Annotated in this window: 12 protein-coding genes and 1 pseudogene; 2 read left to right on the forward strand and 11 right to left on the reverse strand. The window is 62.8% G+C overall.

The window, feature by feature from the left end:
* Window positions 1-9: 9 nt before the first annotated feature.
* From prsT to ETQ85_RS18720, 5 genes are all read right to left on the reverse strand, one after another.
* On the reverse strand, window positions 10-2,799 hold the full coding sequence (gene prsT, locus ETQ85_RS18700) for an XrtA/PEP-CTERM system TPR-repeat protein PrsT (protein ID WP_148580596.1): 2,790 nt from the start codon (window positions 2,797-2,799) through the stop codon (window positions 10-12).
* Window positions 2,800-2,810: 11 nt separating this feature from the next.
* On the reverse strand, window positions 2,811-4,181 hold the full coding sequence (gene prsR / locus ETQ85_RS18705) for a PEP-CTERM-box response regulator transcription factor (protein WP_148580597.1): 1,371 nt from the start codon (window positions 4,179-4,181) through the stop codon (window positions 2,811-2,813).
* Between the two features lie 4 nt (window positions 4,182-4,185).
* Window positions 4,186-6,282 (reverse strand): XrtA/PEP-CTERM system histidine kinase PrsK, encoded by a 2,097-nt coding sequence (gene prsK / locus ETQ85_RS18710; RefSeq protein ID WP_148580598.1) that lies wholly within the window; start codon window positions 6,280-6,282, stop codon window positions 4,186-4,188.
* A gap of 84 nt (window positions 6,283-6,366) precedes the next feature.
* Complete coding sequence (locus ETQ85_RS18715) at window positions 6,367-7,752, reverse strand: TIGR03013 family XrtA/PEP-CTERM system glycosyltransferase (protein WP_148580599.1); 1,386 nt, start codon at window positions 7,750-7,752, stop codon at window positions 6,367-6,369.
* 381 nt (window positions 7,753-8,133) lie between these two features.
* Complete coding sequence (locus ETQ85_RS18720) at window positions 8,134-10,029, reverse strand: potassium transporter Kup (protein ID WP_148580600.1); 1,896 nt, start codon at window positions 10,027-10,029, stop codon at window positions 8,134-8,136.
* Between the two features lie 351 nt (window positions 10,030-10,380).
* Between ETQ85_RS18720 and ETQ85_RS18725 the strand changes: the two genes are divergently transcribed.
* Window positions 10,381-13,662, forward strand: coding sequence for an EAL domain-containing protein (locus ETQ85_RS18725; RefSeq protein WP_281283108.1), 3,282 nt, complete (start codon window positions 10,381-10,383; stop codon window positions 13,660-13,662).
* Here ETQ85_RS18725 and ETQ85_RS18730 read toward each other — a convergent pair.
* Genes ETQ85_RS18730 through ETQ85_RS18755 form a run of 6 tightly spaced genes read right to left on the reverse strand, consistent with a single transcriptional unit; the run spans window position 13,659 to window position 22,407 of the window.
* The gene (locus tag ETQ85_RS18730; protein WP_148580602.1) at window positions 13,659-14,603 is read right to left on the reverse strand and encodes a response regulator transcription factor; all 945 of its coding nucleotides are present in this window, start codon (window positions 14,601-14,603) and stop codon (window positions 13,659-13,661) included. The genes ETQ85_RS18725 and ETQ85_RS18730 overlap by 4 nt on opposite strands.
* Window positions 14,596-18,003, reverse strand: coding sequence for a hybrid sensor histidine kinase/response regulator (locus ETQ85_RS18735; RefSeq protein ID WP_222862209.1), 3,408 nt, complete (start codon window positions 18,001-18,003; stop codon window positions 14,596-14,598). The genes ETQ85_RS18730 and ETQ85_RS18735 overlap by 8 nt, the downstream gene beginning before the upstream one ends.
* Complete coding sequence (locus ETQ85_RS18740) at window positions 18,000-19,373, reverse strand: sigma-54-dependent transcriptional regulator (protein WP_148580604.1); 1,374 nt, start codon at window positions 19,371-19,373, stop codon at window positions 18,000-18,002. Before ETQ85_RS18740 ends, ETQ85_RS18735 begins: the two co-directional genes overlap by 4 nt.
* Window positions 19,370-20,956, reverse strand: a complete 1,587-nt coding sequence (locus tag ETQ85_RS18745; protein WP_320381713.1) for a sensor histidine kinase — start codon at window positions 20,954-20,956, stop codon at window positions 19,370-19,372. Before ETQ85_RS18745 ends, ETQ85_RS18740 begins: the two co-directional genes overlap by 4 nt.
* On the reverse strand, window positions 20,953-21,216 hold the full coding sequence (locus ETQ85_RS18750) for a PP0621 family protein (protein WP_148580605.1): 264 nt from the start codon (window positions 21,214-21,216) through the stop codon (window positions 20,953-20,955). Before ETQ85_RS18750 ends, ETQ85_RS18745 begins: the two co-directional genes overlap by 4 nt.
* Before the next feature lie 30 nt (window positions 21,217-21,246).
* Window positions 21,247-22,407 (reverse strand): pyridoxal phosphate-dependent aminotransferase, encoded by a 1,161-nt coding sequence (locus tag ETQ85_RS18755; RefSeq protein WP_148580606.1) that lies wholly within the window; start codon window positions 22,405-22,407, stop codon window positions 21,247-21,249.
* A 136-nt stretch (window positions 22,408-22,543) separates the two neighbouring features.
* Between ETQ85_RS18755 and ETQ85_RS18760 the strand changes: the two are divergent.
* A pseudogene (locus ETQ85_RS18760) lies at window positions 22,544-22,881 on the forward strand (S-methyl-5-thioribose-1-phosphate isomerase); the annotation flags it as partial.

Genomic DNA, 22,881 nt, shown 5'->3' on the forward strand with positions numbered 1-22,881 from the left:
TGAAAACGATTACAACGAAGCCTTGAGCTTATCGAGCTCGGCACGGATAGCTGATTTTTCCGGCGCCTTGCTCATCGCCGCATCCAGCTCCTTGCGCGCACCATCCTTGTCGCCAATTTTGACCAGGGCCTTGGCAAGGTTCAGACGCAAGGCCGGCAAATTGGGCCCGAGGCTGACTGCCCTCTTGAGCTGCTCCACCCCTTTCGCGGTATCGCCACTGTCCATCAGCAGACCACCGAGGGTGTCGAGAACGACCGGGCTGTTCGGCGCCAGGGCAACCGCCTGTTGAGCGACACTGATTGCACTCTTGTCACCGAGCTTGCCGAGCACCCAGGCCAGATTGTTCAGCAGCATGGGGTTCTTGGGAGCAAGTTCCAGCATCTGGCGATACTGCTGCGCCGCCAGTTCATACTTTTGTTCAGTCAGGCTGCGCTCGGCCAGATAGGAGCGCAGGACCAGATCCTTCGGATTGGCCTTGACCCAATCGGCAGCCAGCTTGGCAGCCTCGGCGGACTGACCGGCAGCAGCTCGGGCCCGGTACAGGCGAACAACCGACTGCGGACTCTTGTCGCGCTTGAAGGCCTCTTCAAAGGGCGGCAAGGCTTCAACCTTCTTGCCCATGGCACCAAGGATCTCGCCCTCAAGAACGTATCCAACAGCCGCGTCCTTGCGCTGCTTCTGTATGTCCTTCGCCACACCGATAGCCGCATCAGCCCTCTTGTTGCCCAGCAGAATGGCAATCAGACGCTGCTGCGCTTCGACGGTGTCCGGCTTGATGGCAATTGCCTTGCGCAAACTCTGCTCCGCGGCGGACAAATCCTTGGTGGCCACCTGCAGATCAGCCATGGCGACCAGCGGCGCGGGCGAGTTGGGCATCTTCGGCGCCAGCTTGCTGTAGGTACTCAAGGCCTGCTGAAGCTCCCCGGCCCCCACCTGGGCACGCCCAAGCAGATCCTGAACCGCAGTATCTTCCGGCGCGGTCGCGGAGGCTTCCTGGGCGAGGAGAAGTGCCCGCTTTGCATCGCCGGACTGAATCAGCAGGCGCACCAGCGCCATGCGGATCGGCAGCGAATCGGGGACAGCCGTCAGCCCCTTCTCCAGCAGGGCCTGAACATCCTTGCCGGGCGCACCGGTCATCGCCATGAACTCTGCGAACTGGAGGTAAGCCTGGCCGCTCTTCGGGTTTTTGGCAATGAAACTATCGTAACGTTTGCGCGCGGCATCAAGCTGCTTGTCGGTGATGTCGAGCCTGGCCAGGTTGCTGACAGCCGGCAGGAAATCCGGCTTGAGTTCCAGCGCCTTGTCGAAGGCCTTGCGTGCGCCGGCAAAATCCTTGCTGGCGAGCAGGACCCCACCCTTCATGTTGTAGGTAACAGGATCAGCCGGCTTCTTCTTTTCGAGTGCCTGTACGGCACTCATGGCCTTGGCCGTTTCATTGCGGCGCAGGTGGGCCATGATCAGGGTGATGTCCGCCTGAATGTTGTTTGCATCAAGTGCGGAGGCCGCCTCCAGATCATGGAAAGCCTGATCGGTTTCCCCTGCGGCAAGCCGCGAAACCCCCAGGCGGGTGCGATACTGGGCATTCTTGGGATCGGCCACACTGGCGCGACGGAAAAACTCTTCGGAGCGCGTGAAGTCGCCATTCATGGCGTACACCTGACCGGCAAGGTTCAGCACCCCGATATCGTCCCCGGCGTCCTTGAGCAGCGGCTGGAGAGCCTCCTGCGCCTTGGCCGGTTCACGCAGCCCCAGATAGGCAGCAACCATCTGGCGACGGGCGATGACAAGGTTCGGACTCTTCTCCAGTATCTTTGTCAGGTTTTCCTGGGCCTGGGCAAAATCCTGGCGCTGCAGCTGCAGCGTGGAGGCCAGCAACATTGCGGGAACATAGCCCGGAGCCACGCGCAGCACCTGCAGGACGCCATCGTAGGCCTCCTTGTTCTTGCCATTGCGGACGTCTACGTAGGCCTGCAGGTAAAGTGCCAGCGGATGATTGCCCGACGCTTTCTTCATGGCCTGAATCTTGGTTTGCGCCACGTCCACCTTGTTGGCACGCAGCAGCAGGGAGATAAGATTCTGATAGGCAATCACATCCGCCGGCTTGCCGGCAATGACGGCCTCGTAGGCGACGATGGCTTCATCCGGACGATTCAGCGCAGTCAAAAGGTCAGCCCGCAGGCTGTGCGCCTCGGGAAGCTTGGGAGCGTCCTTGAGGATGGCATCCACGTCGGCAAGAGCCCCTTCGAGATCCCGGCCAATTGCACGAACGCGCGCCTGTCCGACCCGGGCCAGCGGAAAGCCTGCAGACGCCTTCAGGGCGGACTGGAACCCCTCTGCAGCAACTTCAGTCTTGCCCTGGCCAAGGGCGGCATACCCCTGCGAGGTGAGGAAACTGGCCTGGGCTTCCGGCTGTGTCAGGTTCTGGCTGGCAAGTTCGGCGCTGATCCGCGGCCCCTGCCCCGTCGCGAGCAGGCTCTGGGCGAGGAGAGGCACGACCAGATCGGGAGAGAAACCCAGATCGAGCGCCCGCTTCAGCTCCTTTTCGGCCCCGGCATAATCGCCCTGGTCAAAATTGACCTTGCCGAGCAGGTAGCGGGCTTCCGCGAAGCTGGGGTTTTTCTGCAACGCATTCTTGAGCTGAATCGTGGCCGCACTCCGGTCATCCTTGGCCAGATAGTCCTTGGCGGACGCGATCATCGACTCAGGGCTGGCACCACATGCAGCCAGGAGCAAGGCACAAAGGGCACTGACCGCAGTGTTCCGAACTATGCTGCGTTTTGTCTGGGAGCGCATTTGCATGGATCCTTGAATCACGTTGAAGTCTCTTTCTTCAGTCCGAAGCGGTTCATTAAATCGTAGAGGGTTGGGCGGCTGATGCCGAGTACCTCGGCAGCACGGGCCACGTTGCCATTGACTCTGGCCATGACCCTGACAACAGCACGCCGCTCGGCCTCTTCACGGACAACGCGCAGGTTGAGCGCCTCGAGGGCCTCTTCCCCGGCATCTACATTCAGGCCGACATCATCGGCAGCGATACAGTTTCCGTCCGCCATGATGACGGCACGCTTGATCGCATTTTCGAGCTCCCGGATATTACCCGGCCACCGATGTGACTCGATACTCTGCACGGCATCATCGGTAAGGGACATCGTACCCCGACCATGATCGGCAGCAAAACGCTGCACAAAGGCATGCGCCAGCAGCACCGCATCGCCATCACGATCACGCAGGGCCGGAATGTCCACCACGATCTCGGCAAGACGGTAGTACAGATCCTCGCGGAAGCGCCCTACCTGGATCAGACCCTTGACGTCCTGGTGGGTGGCACAGACGATTCTCACATCGACCGGAATCTCTTCGCGCCCCCCAACCCGCTCGATGACCCGCTCCTGCAGAAAACGGAGCAGCTTGGCCTGCAGGGGCATCGGCAGATCACCGATTTCATCCAGGAACAGGGTGCCCTTGTTGGCAAATTCGATCTTGCCGAGGGTTTGTTTCACGGCCCCGGTGAACGCCCCTTTTTCGTAGCCGAACAACTCGCTTTCGAGCAGGTTCTCGGGAATCGCCGCACAGTTGATTGCCACAAAGCGCTCATTCCGGCGCGGGGACAGTTCATGCAGGCCCCGCGCCAGAACCTCCTTGCCCGTTCCACTCTCGCCTAGCAGCATCACGGTGACATTGGCAGAAGCAACCTTTTCGATCAGGCGGCACACCCGCAACATGCCCGAATCCCGCGTGATGACACCCGACAGGGCGCTTCCCTGCTGGACTTTCAGCTTGCGGTTGTCCTGCTGCAGGTCATACAGGCGCAAGGCGCGATCGAGCGTCAGGGCAAGGAGTTCGGGCTCGAAGGGCTTGGCGAAGAAGTCGTAGGCCCCCATGCCGACGGCGCGCACGGCATTTTCCCGATCATGTTGTCCGGTGAGCACGACGACCTTGGTGTCGGGTGCCAGTGCGAGAATTTCGCCCAGCAACCGAAAACCTTCCGTTACGTCATCCGGCGCCGGCGGAAGGCCGAGATCCATCGTGACAACTGCAGGCTCATGCCGCCTTAACTGCGCAATCGCCTCTTCGCGATTGTTCGCAACTACCGTCTCGTATTGATCGAAGGCCCAGCGCATCTGCTTTTGCAGCGCGGGATCGTCCTCGACAATCAGCAAAGTCCTGCGTTTATCACTCATATGGCTAGTTTGCTACCGCTTCGTTACCGGCGTTCCGGGAGTAATCGGCAATCGGCAATCTGACATCAAAGCAGGTTCCTGAACCTACTTCACTCTGCACCGATAGACTTCCTCCCAGCTCATGGACATATTGCTGCACCTCATAGGCGCCGATGCCCATTCCACTTGCCTTGGTTGTCTGAAAGGCCTTGAAAAGCTGCTCGCGAACGAATGCAGAAGACATCCCCGATCCGGTATCCCGAACCGTGACACACGCCTGATTACGCTCCTGGGATAGCTCTATGACTACACTACCATGCTCAGAAGTCGCGTCTAGGGCATTTTGCACGATGTGCCCGAGGATGCGCTCAAGCCTCTCCGAATGGGCAAGAACGGAAATATCAGGCGCGCCCGCCACAAATACCGGGCACGGATTGAACATGCGCTTCGACTGGACGATACGCTCGATCAGCGGTTTCAAGTGCACCGGCTTGCGCTGGTTGATCGGCGTCTTTTCCATGAGCTGCGCCATCAGGCCGCGCATCCGCTCTTCAACGTGCCGAATCGTGTCAAGCATGTCCGCCTGAAACTCCGGGTTGTCCTTGTGCCGCTCGGCATTACGCAGCATCAACGACAACTGGGCCACGAGGTTCTTCAGGTCGTGCACAACAAACGCCGACATGCGGTTGAAGGCGTCGAACTTGCGGGCTTCCAGGAGCGCCTCCGCAGCCTGCATCCGGGCAAAATAGCTGGCCGCCTGCCGGCCGGCCATCTTCAGGAGATCGAGCACCTCCCAATTCACATCAACAGGCGTACGCGGCGTCAGCAGCACCACGAATCCAACCAGCACACCGGACGAAATCAGCGGAACGATCAGCCACATGTCCGACAGCTCGGAGACCCATTCCGGCAGGGGAAACTCGCTCGGCGACACCAGAGCGCCGCGCAACTCCGCCAGATTCACCACCCACTCCCGCTCCAGCAGGTAACGTGCGAATTCGGAATTTTCGTGCTCCTGGAGAGCGTAATGAGGCATGTTCAGGCGGGCCTGCTGGCTGTATTCCCCGTTGGCATCGCGCAGCCATACGCCGCCGCCGGGACTCTCGACCAGGTCGGCCAAGGCCTTGACCACCGACTCGCCAAGACTCAGACCATCGCCAGCCATCGACAGCGCCTGGGTCACGCCCAGCCACTCCTTGCGGTAATCATAACGGTAAGCAAAGAAATGCTTGGCAAGCAGTACGCGCAGACGAGCCCGGAAGGCCCCCGAAAAGGCGATCACGGACAACAGCAGCGCGCCACCAAAGGTCAGCGCCAACTGCAGCGCCTCACCCCATTCACCGCCGAAATAGCGCATGTAATAACCGGCGCCGGCAAGCGTCAGCAGATACAGCCCGGAGCCAGCCAGCGCCGTGGAATGGAAGACGACATGCCGGGAAACCGAAACCCGGAACGTCCACTCGGGGTTCCGGGATGCAGACACTGCCACCAGGGGAATCGTTAGTGTGTGTGCAAACCCGCGCACACTCCAGATCACCGGGTGAAGACGGCTAAAGAGAAGGGTATCTGCGTAGAGATACACATCGAATGCAAATAGGCCCCCCAGGGCCAGGGCCACCGGCTTGATCCCCCAGCGCGAACGTTCCGGAACCGAGCGGTAAAACAATTCGAGCAATACCAGCCCGAAGACGGAAGAAAACAGTGAAGTCGCAGCCCAGGTACGCAAGGGCGTCCCATAGACGGGAATCCCCACGCTGAGGCAGAGCACCCCGGCGGCACTCAAGGTAATGACACCCAGCACCCAGGGCCTGGGCCAGCCGGGAAGCGCGTTCTCGGAGCTGTCCTGAGAAGGCTGCGAGAGCAGCGCGAGGAGAAAGCCGAACCAGGCACCAAGCCTCAGCACGTCCAGCAGGCAGGCCAGCTGGAACAGCCAGATCCAGCCCGTTGCTGAAAACGCCCAACTGGCTCCGGCCCACAGGGCGCTCACCAGGGTGGCGACAATAAGAAAACCGCCGCGCGCCCCCTTGCGCCAGGCCACGACAAGATAGAGACCAAAAACCGCGTGCACGAGCGTGGCGAACGCGTAGCTCCAGACCGAAACTTGGGAAAGGATGAATTCCATCAGACCTTAACGGAAAAGCAAACGCCCCCATAAGCGGGAGCGTCTGGACTCAACCCCGCGTTTACGGGGAGATACCGAAGGGAATCAGTGTGCGCCGTCACCGGTCAACACAACCCTCACAGTCTCGAACAAGACTACCGTATCGAGAAAGAGCGTGTGATTCTTGACGTAGTAGAGATCGTACTGCAGCTTGTTGATTGCATCATCAACCGATGAACCATATTGATAGCGAACCTGGGCCCAGCCGGTAACACCCGGCTTGACGCAGTGGCGAACGGCATAGAACGGAATGTCACGGGTCAGCTGATCGACAAAGAACGGCCGTTCGGGACGGGGCCCTACCAGACTCATGTCCCCCTTCAATACGTTGAACAACTGCGGCAACTCGTCGATACGCACCTTGCGGATAAAACGTCCGATACGCGTGACACGATCGTCATTGGCGGAAGCCCAGCGCGGCTTGCCATCGCGCTCGGCATCGCGGCGCATGCTGCGGAACTTGGTTACCTTGAACAAGCGGCCGCCGAGGCCGACACGTTCCTGGCGATAGAAAATCGGAGCACCGTCCTCAACGGCAATCAGAATCGCCGCCAGAACCATCACCGGGGCCGCCAACACCAAAAGAATCGACGAGGCCACGAGATCGAAAATACGCTTGACCAGCGTCCGCCCCCAGCCTTGCCGGAAGCCTTCACCGTATATCAGCCAGCTGGCGCGCAGGGAGTCGATGCGAACCTGACCGCGAACCCGTTCGAAGAAACTGGAAAGATCGAGCACCTTGATGCCCGCCATCTTGCAATCGAGCAGTTCGCGCAGGGGAATCACACCGCCCCGCCGCTCCCGGACTGCCACGATGATTTCGTTCACCCGCAAGTGATTCGCAGCATTGAGCAGATTGCCATCGAAATGGACGACCCGCTTCGGATCGACGCGCACTTCGTCGCCCGAACCGGCCGGATAGAAACCCACCACCTGCAGACTGGGATTGCCAGGATTTGACAGGGCGTGCTCAACGGCAACCGCATCCGCCCCCGTCCCGATAACCATGATTCGCTTGACCAACACACCTGCTCCCACACGCCGGACCGCGAAACCACGTACGGCCACCACAAAGCCCAAAAGGCCGATCACATTCAGTTCAGCCGCCTCGTGAGCCACTTCGCCCCAGGGCAACACCCGAAAAATACCGTAGGCCACAGGAATGCTCAGCACGATGGACATCCCGACCCGCATCACGGTCTCGCGGAAGTCCGCCCCGAAGTTTACCCGGTAGAGACCGAGTGCACCGTTAAGGATCATCATCGTGACGGCAAACGCAAAAGCCGAGGGAATCACCGCGATCAGCAGCGTGACATCGACCTGTTCCTGAAGCACAAATACGGCCACTACCGCAACGAACAGCAGCATCGCATCGAAGAGCAGCTGCAGAACCGTATTGGACGGAACGTAATGATTGAAGAGTTTTAGCATTCGGAGCTTCGATCACCCTTTAAGGCGACCGCCCATGCAAATTAGATCAACCAAGGAAGTGCTGCAGCGCAGCACCTCATAAAAATCGCCACACATTATCTATGAACATGGCTTGAGGGTCATGCCATTTGTGCATCGCAAAATTGCCAAATGCGTGAAGAACTGTGCAACCGAACGATATCCCTAAGCAGCGGGCGCGCGCGTGATGCCTGTCACACGAAAAATTACATTGCACATAAAGTGACATGCAACCGGGCCCCGTGGCCGAAGCCCTAAAAAGCAGGCGGACGACAGCCGGCCATGGTCACAAAAGTCTTCAAAGACTATCGTCACCCTGAAACATTCGTAGCGACGCATCCCCTGGCACGCCGCTACACCGCCTTACAGCTCGATCTGGGTACCGAACTCCACAACCCGGTTGGCCGGAATACAGAAGAACTCCGCGGCACTATGGGCATTTCTGAACATCAGGATGAACAACCGCTCACGCCAGGCATTGAGGGACGAGCCTACGCGGGGAATCAGGGTCTCCCGCCCCAGGAAGAACGACGTCTCCATCAACTCGAAAGGCAGGCCCTGCGTTTCACACATCTCCAGCGCTGCCGGAATATCCGGATCGTCCTTGAAACCGTAGCGGACAAAAACCCGGTAAAAACCGAAATCAAGCTCCTCGACCCTGACCCGCTCCGCATCGGGCACATAGGGAATATCCTCCGTCACCACATTCACCAGCACCACGCGGGCGTGCAGCACCTTGTTGTGCAGCAAGTTGTGCAAGAGCGCCCGCGGCACGCCATCCGGCGCCGTGGTCATGAACACCCCCATGCCCGGCACGCGAATCGGCGGGTCGTGGAACATCGACTGGATGAACAGGTCCAGCGGCATCGTATCCACCCGCATCCGCTCCGTGAGCGCCGCCCGCCCCTTTTTCCAGGTCATCAGCAAGGTGTGCACCGCCAGGCCCATGGCCAGCGGAAACCATCCGCCATCAAAAATCTTCACGCTGTTGGCCGTGAAAAATGCAAAGTCGACCGTAAAAAACAGCGCCAGGAAAAGAATCGCCTGACCCAGGGTCCATTGCCACAGCGCCCGCACGACCACAAAGGCCAGCACGGTGTCGATCATCATCGTCAGCGTCACCGCAATCCCGTAGGCTGAGGCCAGGGCGCTCGACGAATGGAAGCCGATCACCAGGGCGATCACCGCCCCCAGCAGCATCCAGTTCACGTTCGGCACGTAAATCTGCCCGACTTCCTTTTCAGACGTATGAATGATGTGGATACGCGGGCAATAACCAAGCTGCACGGCCTGCTTGGTCAGCGAGAAGGCCCCGGAGATCACCGCCTGCGAAGCGATGATGGTGGCCAGCGTGGACAAGGCCACCATGGGCAGCAGCAAAGGCTCGGGGACGAGGAGATAGAAGGGGCTCTTGACCGCCAGCGGATTGTCGAGAATCAGGGCACCCTGTCCCAGATAGTTCAGGTACAGGGCCGGGAAAACGTAACCGAACCAGGCCAGCTTGATCGGACGGCGTCCAAAATGCCCCATGTCCGCATACAGGGCCTCGCCACCGGTAATGGCAAGTACCACCGCCCCAAGGGCCAGGAAGCCGTGCCACTGGTTGTTGGCAAAGAACGCCACGGCGTAGACCGGATTGATCGCCCGCAGCACGTCGGGATGGCGCATCACATTCAGGGCCCCGAGCGCGCCCAGCGTCGTGAACCAGAAAAGCATGACCGGGCCGAAGATCGCCCCGACCCGCGCCGTCCCCTTGCTCTGGATCAGGAACAGGCCGGTCAGCACGACCAGGGAAATGGGCAACACGTAAGGCTTGAAAGCGGGCGTCACCACCTCGAGACCTTCGACCGCCGACAGCACGGAGATCGCCGGCGTGATCACGCCATCCCCGTAAAAGAGCGCCGCCCCGAACAGGCCGAGGGCGGCCATGGCAGCCCCCATGCGCGGCGATTTGTTGGTGCGCAAGGCCAGCGAGGTGAGGGCCATGATGCCTCCCTCGCCACGGTTGTCGGCACGCATGATGTACATGATGTACTTCAGAGAGACGACGATCGTCAGCGCCCAGAAAACCAGGGACAGAATCCCCAGCACATTGTCCGGCGTCACCGGGACCGCATGGGACCCACTGAACACTTCCTTCATCGTATAGAGGGGACTCGTGCCGATGTCGCCGAACACCACCCCCATCGCAGCCAGCGCAACGGGCAAGACTTCCTTCTGCGACTGCTTTTCCTGCCCTGAAGCAAGCACCGTGGACATTCAGCTCTCCTGAGACACCTTTGAACAGGCCGGACGACCGGATACGGGACGCGGATTGACCAAAGCAATCCACCCGTCCGCCCGGGGGCCAGGCCGTCAGGCACCGGGTCCTCCCGGAACGGGTTCGCGATACTACCGCATCGCAACAAAACCGGGAGTCCGGATGCGCAGGGCACGGGAAATGCGGAGCCGCCTACCGGAACCTTCAGGACTAGAAAGGCGATCTGCAAGGCAGGGCGGAGTTACAATGCGCCCTTGCCCATAACCAACGACACCCCGGCCCGAATAACGCCGAGCCGGTGCATTCTCGCCATCGAACTGCTGCCAATGTCTCCGACCCAGCTACGAGCAATGGCAGGAATCACCGTTGCCTACGCGCTTTGCGGTCTGATTGCCCTTCACATGGCAATCCCGCCCGGCTATGTTGCGCCACTCTATCCCTCGGCCGGGATCGCCCTCGCCGGCCTGCTGATATATGGCAACCGGATCTGGCCGGCAATTTTTCTGGGCGCCGTCCTGACCAACATCGAAGCGGTTCTGCGCTCCGGACTCGGGGGGCAAAACTGGATAATGCCCCTGTGCGTCGGTAGCGGCGCCGCCCTGCAGGCCCTGGCCGGAGCGGCCCTCGCCAGGCGCTGGATCGGCTTTCCCAATGCCCTCGATACAGCCGGCGCGATTCTGCGCTTCCTGTTTGCTGCAGCGCCAATCAGTTGCGTAATCAGCGCGAGCATTGGCGTCGGCACCCTCACCCTTCTCGGCGCAATTCCCCTGGATGAAGCAGCCTTCAGCTGGTGGAACTGGTGGGCCGGCGACGCTATCGGCATCCTCATCGCCGCCCCCCTGACCTTCGTCTTCTTTGGTCTTCCCCGCAGGGACTGGGCGCCACGCCGACTGGCCCTCGCCCTGCCCCTGGTGGTCGCCCTTGTCCTGCTGATCGGACTTGAGGTCCAGGTCGGCACATGGGAACAACAACGCCTGCAATCCCGCTTCGAACGGGACGCCCGCTACCTTTCCAGCCTGCTGCGCACACGCTTCTCCGATTATCTCGACGTGCTCCAGTCCACCGAACGCGTGATGGTGGCCGCCCCCGCCATGGACAACGACAGTTTCCAGCAGTTTGGGGCGCCGTGGCTGTCAAGATTTGGCGGGCTGCAGGCCATCGGCTGGATTCCACGCGTACCCACGGAGCAGCGCGCCGTTCTCGAAGCCACGGCCCGCGCCAACGATGTCACCCGCGACTTCATGATCCGCGATCGCGGCAGTGACAACCAGCTGTCCGCAGCCAGTCCGCAGCCCGAGTACTACCCGATCCGCTACATCACCCCCCTTGAACCCAACCGAAGAGCCCTCGGGGTCAACGTTCTGACCATCCCGGCCGCCGCAGAAGCAATCCCGCGGACCCTTGCCAAAGGCAAAGCGTCGGCAACCCGCGCCTTCGAACTGACCCAGGAAACCCAGGGCAAACTCGGTGTGGTCGTGTATCAGCGCACCAGCCCCGCCGTACCCGCAGAAGCGGGCAAACCGGACGGCCTGGTATTCGTCGCCCTGCGTATCGAAGATGCCATCAACGGTGCCCTGCGAGGGCATGTCATTGATGGCATCGGCTATTGCCTGTCGGACATCACCACAGAGCAGCCCGGGAGACAACGCCTCGCGGGGCTGGCCAACTGTCCGGAGCAGGACAAACCAGGCGCTGGCGGCCTGACGCCATGGGTGGAAATCTTCGACTTCGCCGGCCGGACCTGGGCCATCCACCTCGTGGCAGAACCAGGCTACGCAGCGTACTACCGGGGCTGGGAGGCCTGGACGCTGCTTGCCATCGGCCTGCTCAGCATCGGTACACTCGGCGCCTTCCTGCTGACCACCACCGGCCACGCCCGTCGCGTCGAGGAACTGGTACACCTGCGCACTGCCGAGCTGGCCGATGCCGGGCGGCGCCTGAGCGCCCAGCAGGCCATCCTGACCCACGCTGAACGCATTGCCCGACTGGGCAGCTGGGAAGCCGACTCGGTCACCGGACAGGGCCACTGGTCAAGCGAGCTGTACCGGATCCTGGGCATCCCGGCCGTCGATGACAGCAACCTCTCACGCCTGATCACGGCCATCCATCCGGATGACCGGGCCCGCCTGCAGGACGCCCTGCTCGACGTGGAGCGCGGACTCACCAGCACCAGCCTCGACATTCGCCTGCCTGACCGCAACGACGGCAGCGAGCGGCGCATCGTCCACTTCACCATCGAAGCGACCTCCTGCCGTGACGGCACCCAAACCCTGCGCGGAACCGTCCAGGACGTTACCGACAGCCGTGCTGCCGAAGCCCACATCCATTACCTGGCCCACTACGACACCCTCACCGGCCTGCCCAACCGCAGCCTGTGGATCAGCCGCGCCGAACAGGCCCTCGCCTTCGCCCGGCGCAACAAGCTGCGCGTGGGCGTCCTGTTCCTCGATCTCGACAACTTCAAGAAAATCAACGACACCCTTGGCCACCCTGTCGGCGACCGCCTGCTGTCGGCAGCCGCCCACCGCCTGTCCCTGTGCCTGCGGGAAGAAGACGTACTGGCCCGACTGGGCGGTGACGAATTCGTCGTGCTGCTGCCCCAGCTTACCCGTGCCGACGATGCCGCCACCGTCGCGCGCAAGCTGCTCGCCAGCCTGACCCGCCCGTTCGACATCGACGGGCAGGAGCTGACCGTTTCCACCAGCATCGGCATCGCCCTCTATCCGGGCAACGGCGCCGACGTGGACGTACTGCTCAAGCATGCCGACACCGCCATGTACGATGCCAAAAACGAGGGGCGCAACGACTTCCGCTTCTTCACGCCGGACATGAACAGCCGGGCCTATGCCCGCCTGATGATCGAAAACGCCCTGCGCCGGGCCATCGAGCGGAACGAACTGGTGCTCGAATACCAGCCTCAGTGGGCAATGCCCGAACAACGCCTGATCGGCGTCGAAGCCCTGGTGCGCTGGGACAACCCCGAACGGGGGCGCATCTCGCCCAACGACTTCATTCCGGTGGCAGAAGAAACCGGCCTGATCCAGAGCATCGGCGACTGGGTACTCAACGAAGCCTGCCGGCAGCAGGCCGAATGGCAGGCCGCAGGGCTCCCGCCGCTGACCGTCGCAGTGAATATCTCTGCGCTGCAATTCCGCAAACCGGGCTTTGTAGACCGGGTTCGCCAGGCTTTCACTGAAAGCGGCGTGTCGCCCCACACATTCGAACTGGAACTCACCGAAAGCGCCCTGATGCAACCGAGCGCCGAAACCGAACATCAGTTTGCCACCCTTCGCGGCATGGGCCTCGGGCTCGCCCTGGACGACTTCGGCACCGGCTATTCCAGCCTGTCCTACCTCAAGCGCCTGCCCCTCACCCGGCTGAAGATCGACCGTTCCTTCGTGCAGGATCTGCCCGGCGATCCGGAAGACGCCGCCATTGCCGCCGCGACCCTGTCCATCGCCCGCGACCTGGGCCTCGAAGTGGTGGCCGAAGGCGTCGAAACCGAAGCCCAGCGCGATTTTCTGCTCGCCCGCCAATGCCACATCATGCAGGGCTTCCTGCTTGGCCGGCCGATGCCCGGGGCCGGCATCACCCACCTGCTGCAGGACGAGGCCCGCCGCAGCGTGGCCTAAGCCTCGGCGCCCCCGCCTGTGCGAATGCGCGCCATGGCGACAGACGCCGCGGCCGTCCGGTTTTCGACCCCCAGCTTGGTGAACACGTGCTCCAGGTGCTTGTTCACCGTACGCGGGCTGGAACCGAGGATTTCACCGATATCCGGGCTGGTCTTGCCCTTGATCACCCAGTAGAGCACCTCGGCCTCACGCGTGGTCAGGCGAAAGGCGGCGATCAGCGCATCAATCACCGCCGCGTCCGACTCCTCCCGCAGGCTCAGCAGCCACTCATCCTCGCCGGTCCGTTCGTGCAGGGTGAAGATCAGCCGCTTCGCCCCCTGGTTAATGTACAGAGGCGGAAAATCCCGGCCTTCGTGACGCGCCCGGCTCGATTCCTGGACCCACGCCATCACCGCCGGCGGCGCGTTGTCCTCCGGCTGGCCCTCGAAATAATCCTTCATCAGCTTTCTGGCCAGCGGCGTCTGCCACACCACCCGTCCGCTGTCGGGGCGCAACGCCAGCGTGGCCTGGCCAAAGGCATCCAGCGCGCTGCGCGCCTGCTTCATGAGGCGGGCGCTCTGCATGTGGGCGGCGATGCGGGCCAGCACTTCCTGCGGGCGGATCGGCTTGGTCACGTAATCCGCACCACCGGCGTCGAAGGCGGCCACCACGTGCTCGGTTTCGGTGAGGCCGGTCATGAAGACAATCGGAATGTGCCGGGTGGTGAAATCCGCCTTCAGGCGCCGGGCGACTTCGAAGCCGTCCATGCCCGGCATCATCGCGTCGAGCAGGATCACATCCGGCACGCTGTGGCGCGCCCGCTGCAGGGCCGTTTCACCGTTGGTGGCGACAAGCACCGTGTAGCCGGATTCGTCGAGGGCGTCGTGGAGCACCGAAAGGTTCTCGGGGATGTCGTCCACAATCAGCACGAGGTCGGCGTTGAGCCGGTCAAAATCAAGCATGGCGGGCTTTTTCCAGCAGGGGCGGAATGGCGTCGAGACGGAAATTGCGGGTCAGGTCACGCACTTCGACCACGAAGCGCGCGTAAGCCGGGTCGGCCGCCTCGATCTCGGCGAGGCGAGCCAGAATGCCCTTCACGTAACCCAGCTCGACCTGATGGGCCAGCGGCCCGAGCAGGGACGCAGGCGGATACACCAGATCGGCGGGCATCGGCGCAACAGGCCTCTGCTGATCCGCCTCCAGCCATTCGAGGCCAAGACGCTGGCCGATCCAGTCGAGCAGTTGTGCTACCTGCACCGGCTTGAGAATGAAGTCGTGCTCGCCGATGCCCAGTGCACTGTTGTCGTTGTTGAGGCCCCGCTCGTAAGCATTGGCCGAAATGATCGCCACCGGCGTGGTGGCAAACTCGCCGGCCCGGATGCGCCGGATCGCCTCCCAGCCGTCCATGCCCGGCATGGCCAGATCCATGAAAACCAGATCCGGGCGAAAGTCGGGCAGCACCGCCAGGCAGTCTTCCCCCGACGAAGCCTGTGCCAGCACAAAGCCGAGGGGTTCCAGCAAGGTGATCAGGAATTCCCGGTCCACCCGCTCGTTGTCCACAATGAGAATCCGCCGCCGCTCGCCCCGATAGCCAACAAGGTTCTTGCGCGGCAGCTCGCGGGCCGCCAGTTCGCCGCGCACCTGGGGCAGGAAGAGCCGCACACGGAAGGTGCTGCCAAGCCCTGGCTCGCTGCTGGCGGTCAGCTCGCCGCCCATCACGTCGGCGAACATGCGGCTGATGGTCAGGCCCAGCCCGGCCCCACTCGCCCCCTGAGCCGAAGTGCCGCGGGAAAAAGGATCGAAAATGCGCTCCATTTCGGCAGGTGAAATCCCCGGCCCCGAATCCTCGATCTCGAAAGTGGCCATCTCCATGCGGTAGGCCAGACGCAGGCTGATGCGGCCACGGGCGGTGAACTTCACCGCGTTGCCAAGCAGGTTGATGAGGATCTGGCGCAGCCGCTTTTCGTCGGCACGCACGATGGGCGGGATCTCACCCTTGGGCGCGAAGCAGAACACCAACCCCTTGTTGCGTGCCTGCAGTTCGAACATGCCGACGATCTGCTGCATGAAATCGGCAAAATCCAGCGGCTTCACATCAAGGGTCAGCTTGCCGCCCTCGATCCGTGCGATGTCCAGCGTGCCCTCGATGACCGACAGCAGATGATCGCCACTGCGCCGGATCACGTTGATCGCCTGACGCCGGTGCACCGGGATTGAATCATCCCCATCGAGGATCTGCGCGTAGCCAAGGATGCTGTTGAGCGGCGTGCGCAGTTCGTGGCTGATCGCCGTGATGTAACGGCTCTTGGCCTGGTTGGCCAGATCGGCGGCCTGCTTGGCTTGCTGCAGTTGCTCGTCGGTACGCCGGTGGGAATCGATCTCCTTCATCAGCAGGTGGGTCTGGCGGTTGGACTCCTCCTGCGCCACCTGGCGGCTCTTGTGGGTCAGCACCAGCCACCACACCACCAGCCCGGACAGCAGCAGCAAGGCCGCGTAGCCCTTCAGAAAAGCCAGGCGCATGGCCGGGCCGAACGCTTCAGCGCTGTCGCCGAGCAGGCTCAGGCCCTGGTAATGGAGCAACCACACCAGCAACGCCAGGCCCGGGGCAATCACGCCCATCAGCAGCAGGTAATGGCCGAGCCCGGTTTCCAGGTAAGGCCACACTGACGGCGGCAGGATCCGGCGCATGGCCCCCGACCACTGGGCCGACAGGCGCGCTTCGGGCTTGCACAGATCGTTGCAGCGGGCATCCAGCGAGCAGCACAGGGAGCAGATGTCGCCCTGATAGGCCGGGCAGCGGGCCAGATCGTCGGCCTCGTACTCCCGTTCGCAAATCACGCACTGGCGGATCGCCGCGCCACCGGGCGCAGGCTTCCTGGCGATGTAGTAACGCCCGCCGGTCGCCCAGGCGATCAGCGGCGCGGTGACGAAAGCCGTAACCAGCGCAATCAGCGCCGAGAAAGCCTGGGCACTCTCGCCAAACAACCCCATGTAGGCCGACACCGACAACAGCGAGGCGATGCCCATCGCGCCAACGCCCACCGGATTGACGTCGTAGAGGTGCGCCCGCTTGAACTCGATGCCCGGCGGCGACAGGCCCAGCGGCTTGTTGATGACCAGATCGGCCACCACCGCCATCATCCACGAGATGGCTACGTTGGCGTACAGGCCGAGCACCTTGCCGATGGCCTGAAACACGTCGAGTTCCATCAGCACCAGGGCGATCAACGTATTGAAAACCACCCACACAACCCGCCCCGGATGGCTGTGGGTAAGCCGCGCAAAGAAGTTCGACCAGGCCAGCGAGCCGGCGTAGGCATTGGTCACATTGATCTTGAGCTGCGAGATGACCACGAACAGGGCCGTCGCCCCCACCGCCCAGTGCAGGTTCGGAAAGACGTATTCGTAGGCCGCCAGGTACATCTGGTTCGGGTCCACGGCGCGCTCCGCCGGCACCGAATTGCTGATCGCCAGGTAGGCCAGCAGCGCCCCGCCGAGCATCTTGACCACCCCCAGCACCACCCAGCCGGGCCCGCCCAGCAGCACACCCATCCACCACCGGCGAGCGGTGGCGGGCGTCTTCTCGGGCATGAAGCGCAGGTAGTCAGCCTGCTCGCCCATCTGGGTGATCAGCGCGATGCCGACGGTGAGCGCCGCCCCGAAGGCGTGAATATTGAAACCCGCCCCGGCGCCGTGCTCGCCGCCGTAGCCGCTGATGCTGGAGAGGATGTCCGGCCGCTCGCGGAACACGAAAATGTAGGGCACCACCAGCATCAGCAGCCACAGGGGCTGAGTCAGTATCTGCAAACGGCTGATCGCCGTTACCCCGTGAGTGACCAGCGGAATCACCACGATGGCGCACAACATATAGCCCCAGGCGGGCGGAATGTCGAAGGCGAGATCCAGCGCGTAGGCCATGATCGCCGCTTCGAGGGCAAAAAAGATGAAGGTGAACGAGGCGTAAACCAGCGAGGTCAGTGTGGACCCGATATAGCCAAAGCCCGCGCCGCGGGTCAGCAGATCCATGTCCACGCCATAGCGGGCGGCATAGTGGCTGATCGGCAGGCCGGCCAGAAAGATGATCAGGCCGGTCGCAAGAATCGCCCAGAAGGCATTGATGAAACCGTAATCCACCAGCAGGGTCGCCCCCACCGCTTCCAGCACCAGGAAGGACGCCACGCCGAAGGCCGTGTTGGCCACCCGCAGCTCGGACCAACGCCGGAAGCTGCGCGGCGTGAAGCGCAGCGCGTAATCCTCGATGGTTTCCCGCGCCACCCAGGTGTTGTAGTCGCGCCGGACCTTGACAACCCGCTGAATGGCCTCCGGTTCGGTGGGCGCGGCGGCACGTCCTGCGTCGCTCACTCCTTCATGCCCAGGCGCTCCAGTCGGTAGCGCAATGAACGGAAGGTCACGCCAAGGCTGCGCGCTGCCGCCGTGCGGTTGCCGCCGGATTTCTCGAGGGCGTCTTCGATGGCCTTGCGTTCCATCTCGTCCAGGTAGTCCTGCAAATCTGTTCCGCCCGGCGTGGTGGGCGCCACATGGCTCGCCTCACCCATGTCGGCCGGATCGAGAAGCAGGTCATCGGCCTGGATGAGTTCGCCGCTCGACAGGGCCATGGCCCGTTCGAGGATGTTTTCAAGCTCCCGGACATTGCCGGGAAAGGAACATCCCATCAACGCCTGCATGGCCCCCGGGCTGAGGCGCGCGGGCGGCAGGCCCGACGACTCCGCCAGCCTGCCGAGCAGAATCCCGGCCAGTTGGGGGATGTCCTCGCTGCGCTCGCGCAGGGCCGGCATACGCAGTTCGATCACGTTGAGGCGATAGAACAGATCCTGGCGAAAGCGCGAGGCCTCGACCATGGCCTTCAGATTCTGGTGGGTTGCACTGAGGATGCGCACATCCACGGCCGTTTCAGCCGTATCGCCGAGTCGACGGAATTTCTTCTCCTGGATCGCCCGCAGCAGCTTGACCTGCATCGGCAGGGGCAGATCGCCCACTTCATCGAGAAACAGGGTGCCACCGTGAGCGGCCTGAAAAAACCCCTCCCGATCGCAGTCGGCACCGGTAAAAGCGCCCTTCCTGGCCCCGAAGAACTCGCTCTCCATCAGATTCTCGGGGATTGCCCCGCAATTCACGGCAACGAAGGGGGCTGCCGCCCGCGGGCCGAGGTCGTGAATCATCCGTGCCGCGCGCTCCTTGCCGCTGCCCGACTCGCCCGAAATGAACACCGGCGCCTGGCTCCTGGCCAGCTTTTCGATCATCGAGCGCACCTGGACCATCGCCGATGAATCACCGATCAGACTTGACGTGTCCTTGCGCAGACGTTCGTCCTCGCTGGACGAAACGGAAAACACCGACTTGACCAGCGCACGCAATTGGTCGATGGACACCGGCTTGGAAAGATAATCGAAGGCCCCGGCCTTGAGCGCCGTCACCGCGTTATCCATGCTGCCGAAGGCCGTGATCACCGCCACCGGCAGGTCGCGGATGTTCTCGGCAATGTAGCGCACCAGGTCGAGCCCGTTGCCGTCGGGCAGGCGCATGTCGGTGAGGCACAAGCGGTAGCGCTTTTCATCGAGCAGGCGACGGGCGTCCGCCAGGTTGGCCGCCCCGTCACTGACCAGCCCCAGACGCAAGAGGGTGAGTTCAAGCAATTCGCGGATGTCATCCTCGTCATCGACGATAAGCACATCCGGCCCGCCAGGGCGAGCCCGCCTTTCATTCTGGATCATGGTTTGACGTGTCCGATAATGCGAAAATGGGCACCAGGCAGTGCCGACGGCGCATGGCCGCACAACTCAAGCACTGCGCCATTGGCTTCGGCCAGCTCCCTGGCAATATAAAGTCCCAGGCCGGTCCCTTTTGAATGAGTCGTAAAAAAGGGTTCGAAAACCTGCCCGCGGAGGCTTTCCGGAATACCGGAACCGTCGTCGGACACATCCAGGGCCACACGACCGTCATCGAGCAGCTCGGCACTGATTTTTACCGCACCCGGCTGACCACTGCAATGTCGCCGGGCGTTGCCGACGAGATTCCACAGAATCTGCCGGAGATGGGCCCGGTCCATCGATATCTCGAGATCGGGTCGCACCGCGCTGACGACGATCCCCCGATCCACCCCCGCATCCGCCACCGAAAACTCCTCGAGGAACTCTTCGACGAAGGCCGCCAGCGGCAGCGTTTCGGGCAGGGCCTCGTCGCGTCGGCCAAGGGCCAGCACGTCGCCCACCAGGCGGTCGATGCGCTGGGCGTTGTTGCCGATGATGCGGATCAGCCGGGCCTGCATCTCGCTGCGCTTCTCGTCCATCAACAATTCGGCGGCCTGCGACACCGAGGCCAGCGGATTGCGGATCTCGTGGGCAATGCTGGCAGTCAGGCGCCCCAGTGCCGCCAGCTTGACCTGCTGGATCTGGCGATGGATGCGCCCGAAGTCTTCCAGGTAGATCAGCGTTTCATTGGCCTCGCCGGCAGGCAGGAAGCGCGCCAGCAGCATCATGCCGCTGCTGTCGGCGCGCACGCTGTGGGCCGAACTGCCCAGTTCGTCGCGCCGCTGCAATTCCCGCTCGAGGGCCGGCGCGCACTCCTTGAGCGTGCCGCCGTCGCGCAGGCCAGGGCCGAGCAGGGCAATGGCCTGGGGATTGAACTGGCGAATCACACCGCCCTCCCCGACCACCAGCACCCCGTCCTGCATGTCCTGGATGATCTGCCGGTTGAGACGCAACTGGTTGGCCAGATCGGTGCCCCGCTGGCGGGCCAGATCTTCGTTGGCGATGGCCCGCTGGGCCAGCAGGCGGGCCACCTGGGCGATGGCAAAGAAGCCGATGCAGGTGATGCCAACGGTGAAAAAATCCACCGACTCGCGCCCCGACAAAAAACGGAATCCGTTTTCCAGCAAGGCCGCCACCGACGCATAAGCCGCATAAAACAGCACCATGCGGCTCTGTCCGACCAGCCCGGCACCGGCCAGCGCAACCAGGATCAGGGTCGGAATCCCGCTGCGGTAACCGCCGCTGGCCCACATGATCAGGGTCAGCAGGGTGATATCCACCAGCACCTGCACGGTTACCAGCCGGTTCGTGCCCATCAGCCGGGCCGCGTCGGGAAAACCCAGAATCAGCACGGCGGCAAGATAAGTAAACGCCGCGCCCACGAAGAGGATCGGTGAATCGCTCCCGAGTTGCAGCGAACGCCCCGCCACCAGGAACAGACCGGCAAGAACCAGGCGAAACAGGTTCAGGTAGCGCAGGGGCTCCGTACGGACAGCGCCGTCAGTAGAAGAAGAAGTGTCCCCAAATACCGCGCCGGCGATTTTCACGAACGGGGACCGAGGCGGCGGTGCTCCTCCGAGCAGTAGAAGCCGCCCGCGCCATGCAGGCCCTCACTCTCCGGCACATGCAGACCGCAATGCACGCAGGCCACCATCTGCTCGATGACGACCTGCTCGCGCGGGGCCTCCGCAGGGGCGCCACGCGCCTCGTCAGCGGCCTGCCCATCGGCCCTGCCAGTCCGGCGCAAGGCACGCCGGACGTAGAAAATGCCGATCAGAACGAGGATAAAAAGAAAAATATTGCGCACGACGGAGACTCCACAGGGTTCCGGGGCAGTTTAGCAGAAGCGCCCCAGCCGCTCGAAAGCCGCCGTCAGGGTCTCGTCCCGCTTGGCAAAACAGAAACGGATCACTTTCTCGTCGCGTCCGTCGCCAAAGAAGGCCGACAGGGGAATCGCCGCCACGCCCACCTCGCGGGTCAGCCAGTCGACGAATTCCGTGTCCGGCACCGCCGAGATGGCGGTGTAGCGGGCGGTTTGAAAGTAAGTCCCGGCGCAAGGCAGCAGTTCGAAGCGGGTGCCCGCCAGCCCGGCCCGGAAAAAATTCCGCTTGGTCTGGTAAAAATCAGCCAGTTGCAGGTGCCGTGAGGCATCGGCCATGTAATCGGCCAGCGCCAGTTGCACCGGAGTATTCACGGTGAACACATTGAACTGATGCACCTTGCGAAACTCCGTCATCAGCGCCCGCGGCGCCAGCACGTAACCCACCTTCCAACCTGTCACGTGATAGGTTTTGCCGAAGCTCGAAACGATCACGCTGCGCGCCGCCAGCTCCGGGTAAAGGGCCGCACTCTGGTGGTGGACACCGTCAAAAACAATGTGCTCGTACACCTCGTCGGCCACCACGATGATGCCGGTATCGCGGGTCAGCGCCGCCAGCGCGTTCAGGTCGGCCTCGGTCCACACCGTGCCGGTGGGGTTGTGGGGCGTGTTGATCATGATCATCCGCGTGCGCGGCGACAACAGCGCCCGCACGGCCTGCCAGTCGGGGCGATAATCCGGCGCCGCCAGCCGGGCCCGGCGCACGATACCGCCCTGCAGTTCAATCGCCGGCACATAGGAATCGTAAACCGGCTCGAAGACGATCACCTCGTCACCCGGATGAACTAGCGCCGCCACCGCGGTGAACAATGCCTGGGTCGCCCCCGCCGTCACGGTGATCTCGTGCTCGGGATCGTAGCTGGCGCCGTACAGCGCGCGCACCTTGTCGGCAATCGCCTGGCGCAGGGCCGGCACACCGGCCATCGGCGCGTACTGGTTGTGCCCGGCGCGCATCCAGTGGGCAACCCGCTCGAAGAGCACGTCCTCGGCACTGAAATCAGGAAAACCCTGCGACAGGTTGATCGCCCCGCACTCCTGGGCAAGGCGGCTCATGGTCGTGAAAATGGTGGTACCCACGGCGGGCAGGCGGGATACGACAGCAGCAGGAAAAGTCGGCATGACAAGGGCTCCGGAACAGGCCCGCGGATTCTGGCAGATGGCGCCCGCGCCGGCCAGTTGCCGACAACCCGCAATTGCCTGCACCGGGCGGAAGCGCCCCGATACAATCGCGCGGATATCCAAAAAGGAATATGCCGTGTCCGACAGCTGCCCCACCCTGCGCCGCGATGGCGAACAGGTCATCATCCTCGACCAGACCCGCCTGCCCTACCGGGAATGTTTTCTCTGCCTCGACAGCCTCGAAGCTGCCGCCACGGCGATCCGTGACATGCAGGTGCGCGGCGCTCCGCTGATCGGCGCCACCGCCGCCTTCGGCATGGCGCTGGCCCTGCGTCACGACGCCTCCGACGCGGCCCTCGCTGCCGCCGACACCTGCCTGCGACAGACCCGCCCGACCGCCGTCAACCTGCACTGGGCGCCCGACCGCATGCTCGCCGCCCTCCGCCCGGTTTCCCCTGCCCCCCGCCGCGCCTG

Origin of the sequence: Zoogloea oleivorans, from assembly GCF_008107625.1 — a bacterium.
GTDB classification, from domain to species: Bacteria; Pseudomonadota; Gammaproteobacteria; order Burkholderiales; family Rhodocyclaceae; genus Zoogloea; species Zoogloea oleivorans.

Bases quoted from the DNA above. Each gene is read 5' to 3' on its own strand.
- prsT (WP_148580596.1), bottom strand. From the start codon at position 2,799: ATGCAAATGCGCTCCCAGACAAAACGCAGCATAGTTCGGAACACTGCG.
- prsR (WP_148580597.1), bottom strand. From the start codon at position 4,181: ATGAGTGATAAACGCAGGACTTTGCTGATTGTCGAGGACGATCCCGCG.
- ETQ85_RS18725 (WP_281283108.1), top strand. From the start codon at position 10,381: ATGGCAGGAATCACCGTTGCCTACGCGCTTTGCGGTCTGATTGCCCTT.
- ETQ85_RS18720 (WP_148580600.1), bottom strand. From the start codon at position 10,029: ATGTCCACGGTGCTTGCTTCAGGGCAGGAAAAGCAGTCGCAGAAGGAA.
- ETQ85_RS18755 (WP_148580606.1), bottom strand. From the start codon at position 22,407: ATGCCGACTTTTCCTGCTGCTGTCGTATCCCGCCTGCCCGCCGTGGGT.
- prsK (WP_148580598.1), bottom strand. From the start codon at position 6,282: ATGGAATTCATCCTTTCCCAAGTTTCGGTCTGGAGCTACGCGTTCGCC.
- ETQ85_RS18730 (WP_148580602.1), bottom strand. From the start codon at position 14,603: ATGCTTGATTTTGACCGGCTCAACGCCGACCTCGTGCTGATTGTGGAC.
- ETQ85_RS18715 (WP_148580599.1), bottom strand. From the start codon at position 7,752: ATGCTAAAACTCTTCAATCATTACGTTCCGTCCAATACGGTTCTGCAG.
- ETQ85_RS18740 (WP_148580604.1), bottom strand. From the start codon at position 19,373: ATGATCCAGAATGAAAGGCGGGCTCGCCCTGGCGGGCCGGATGTGCTT.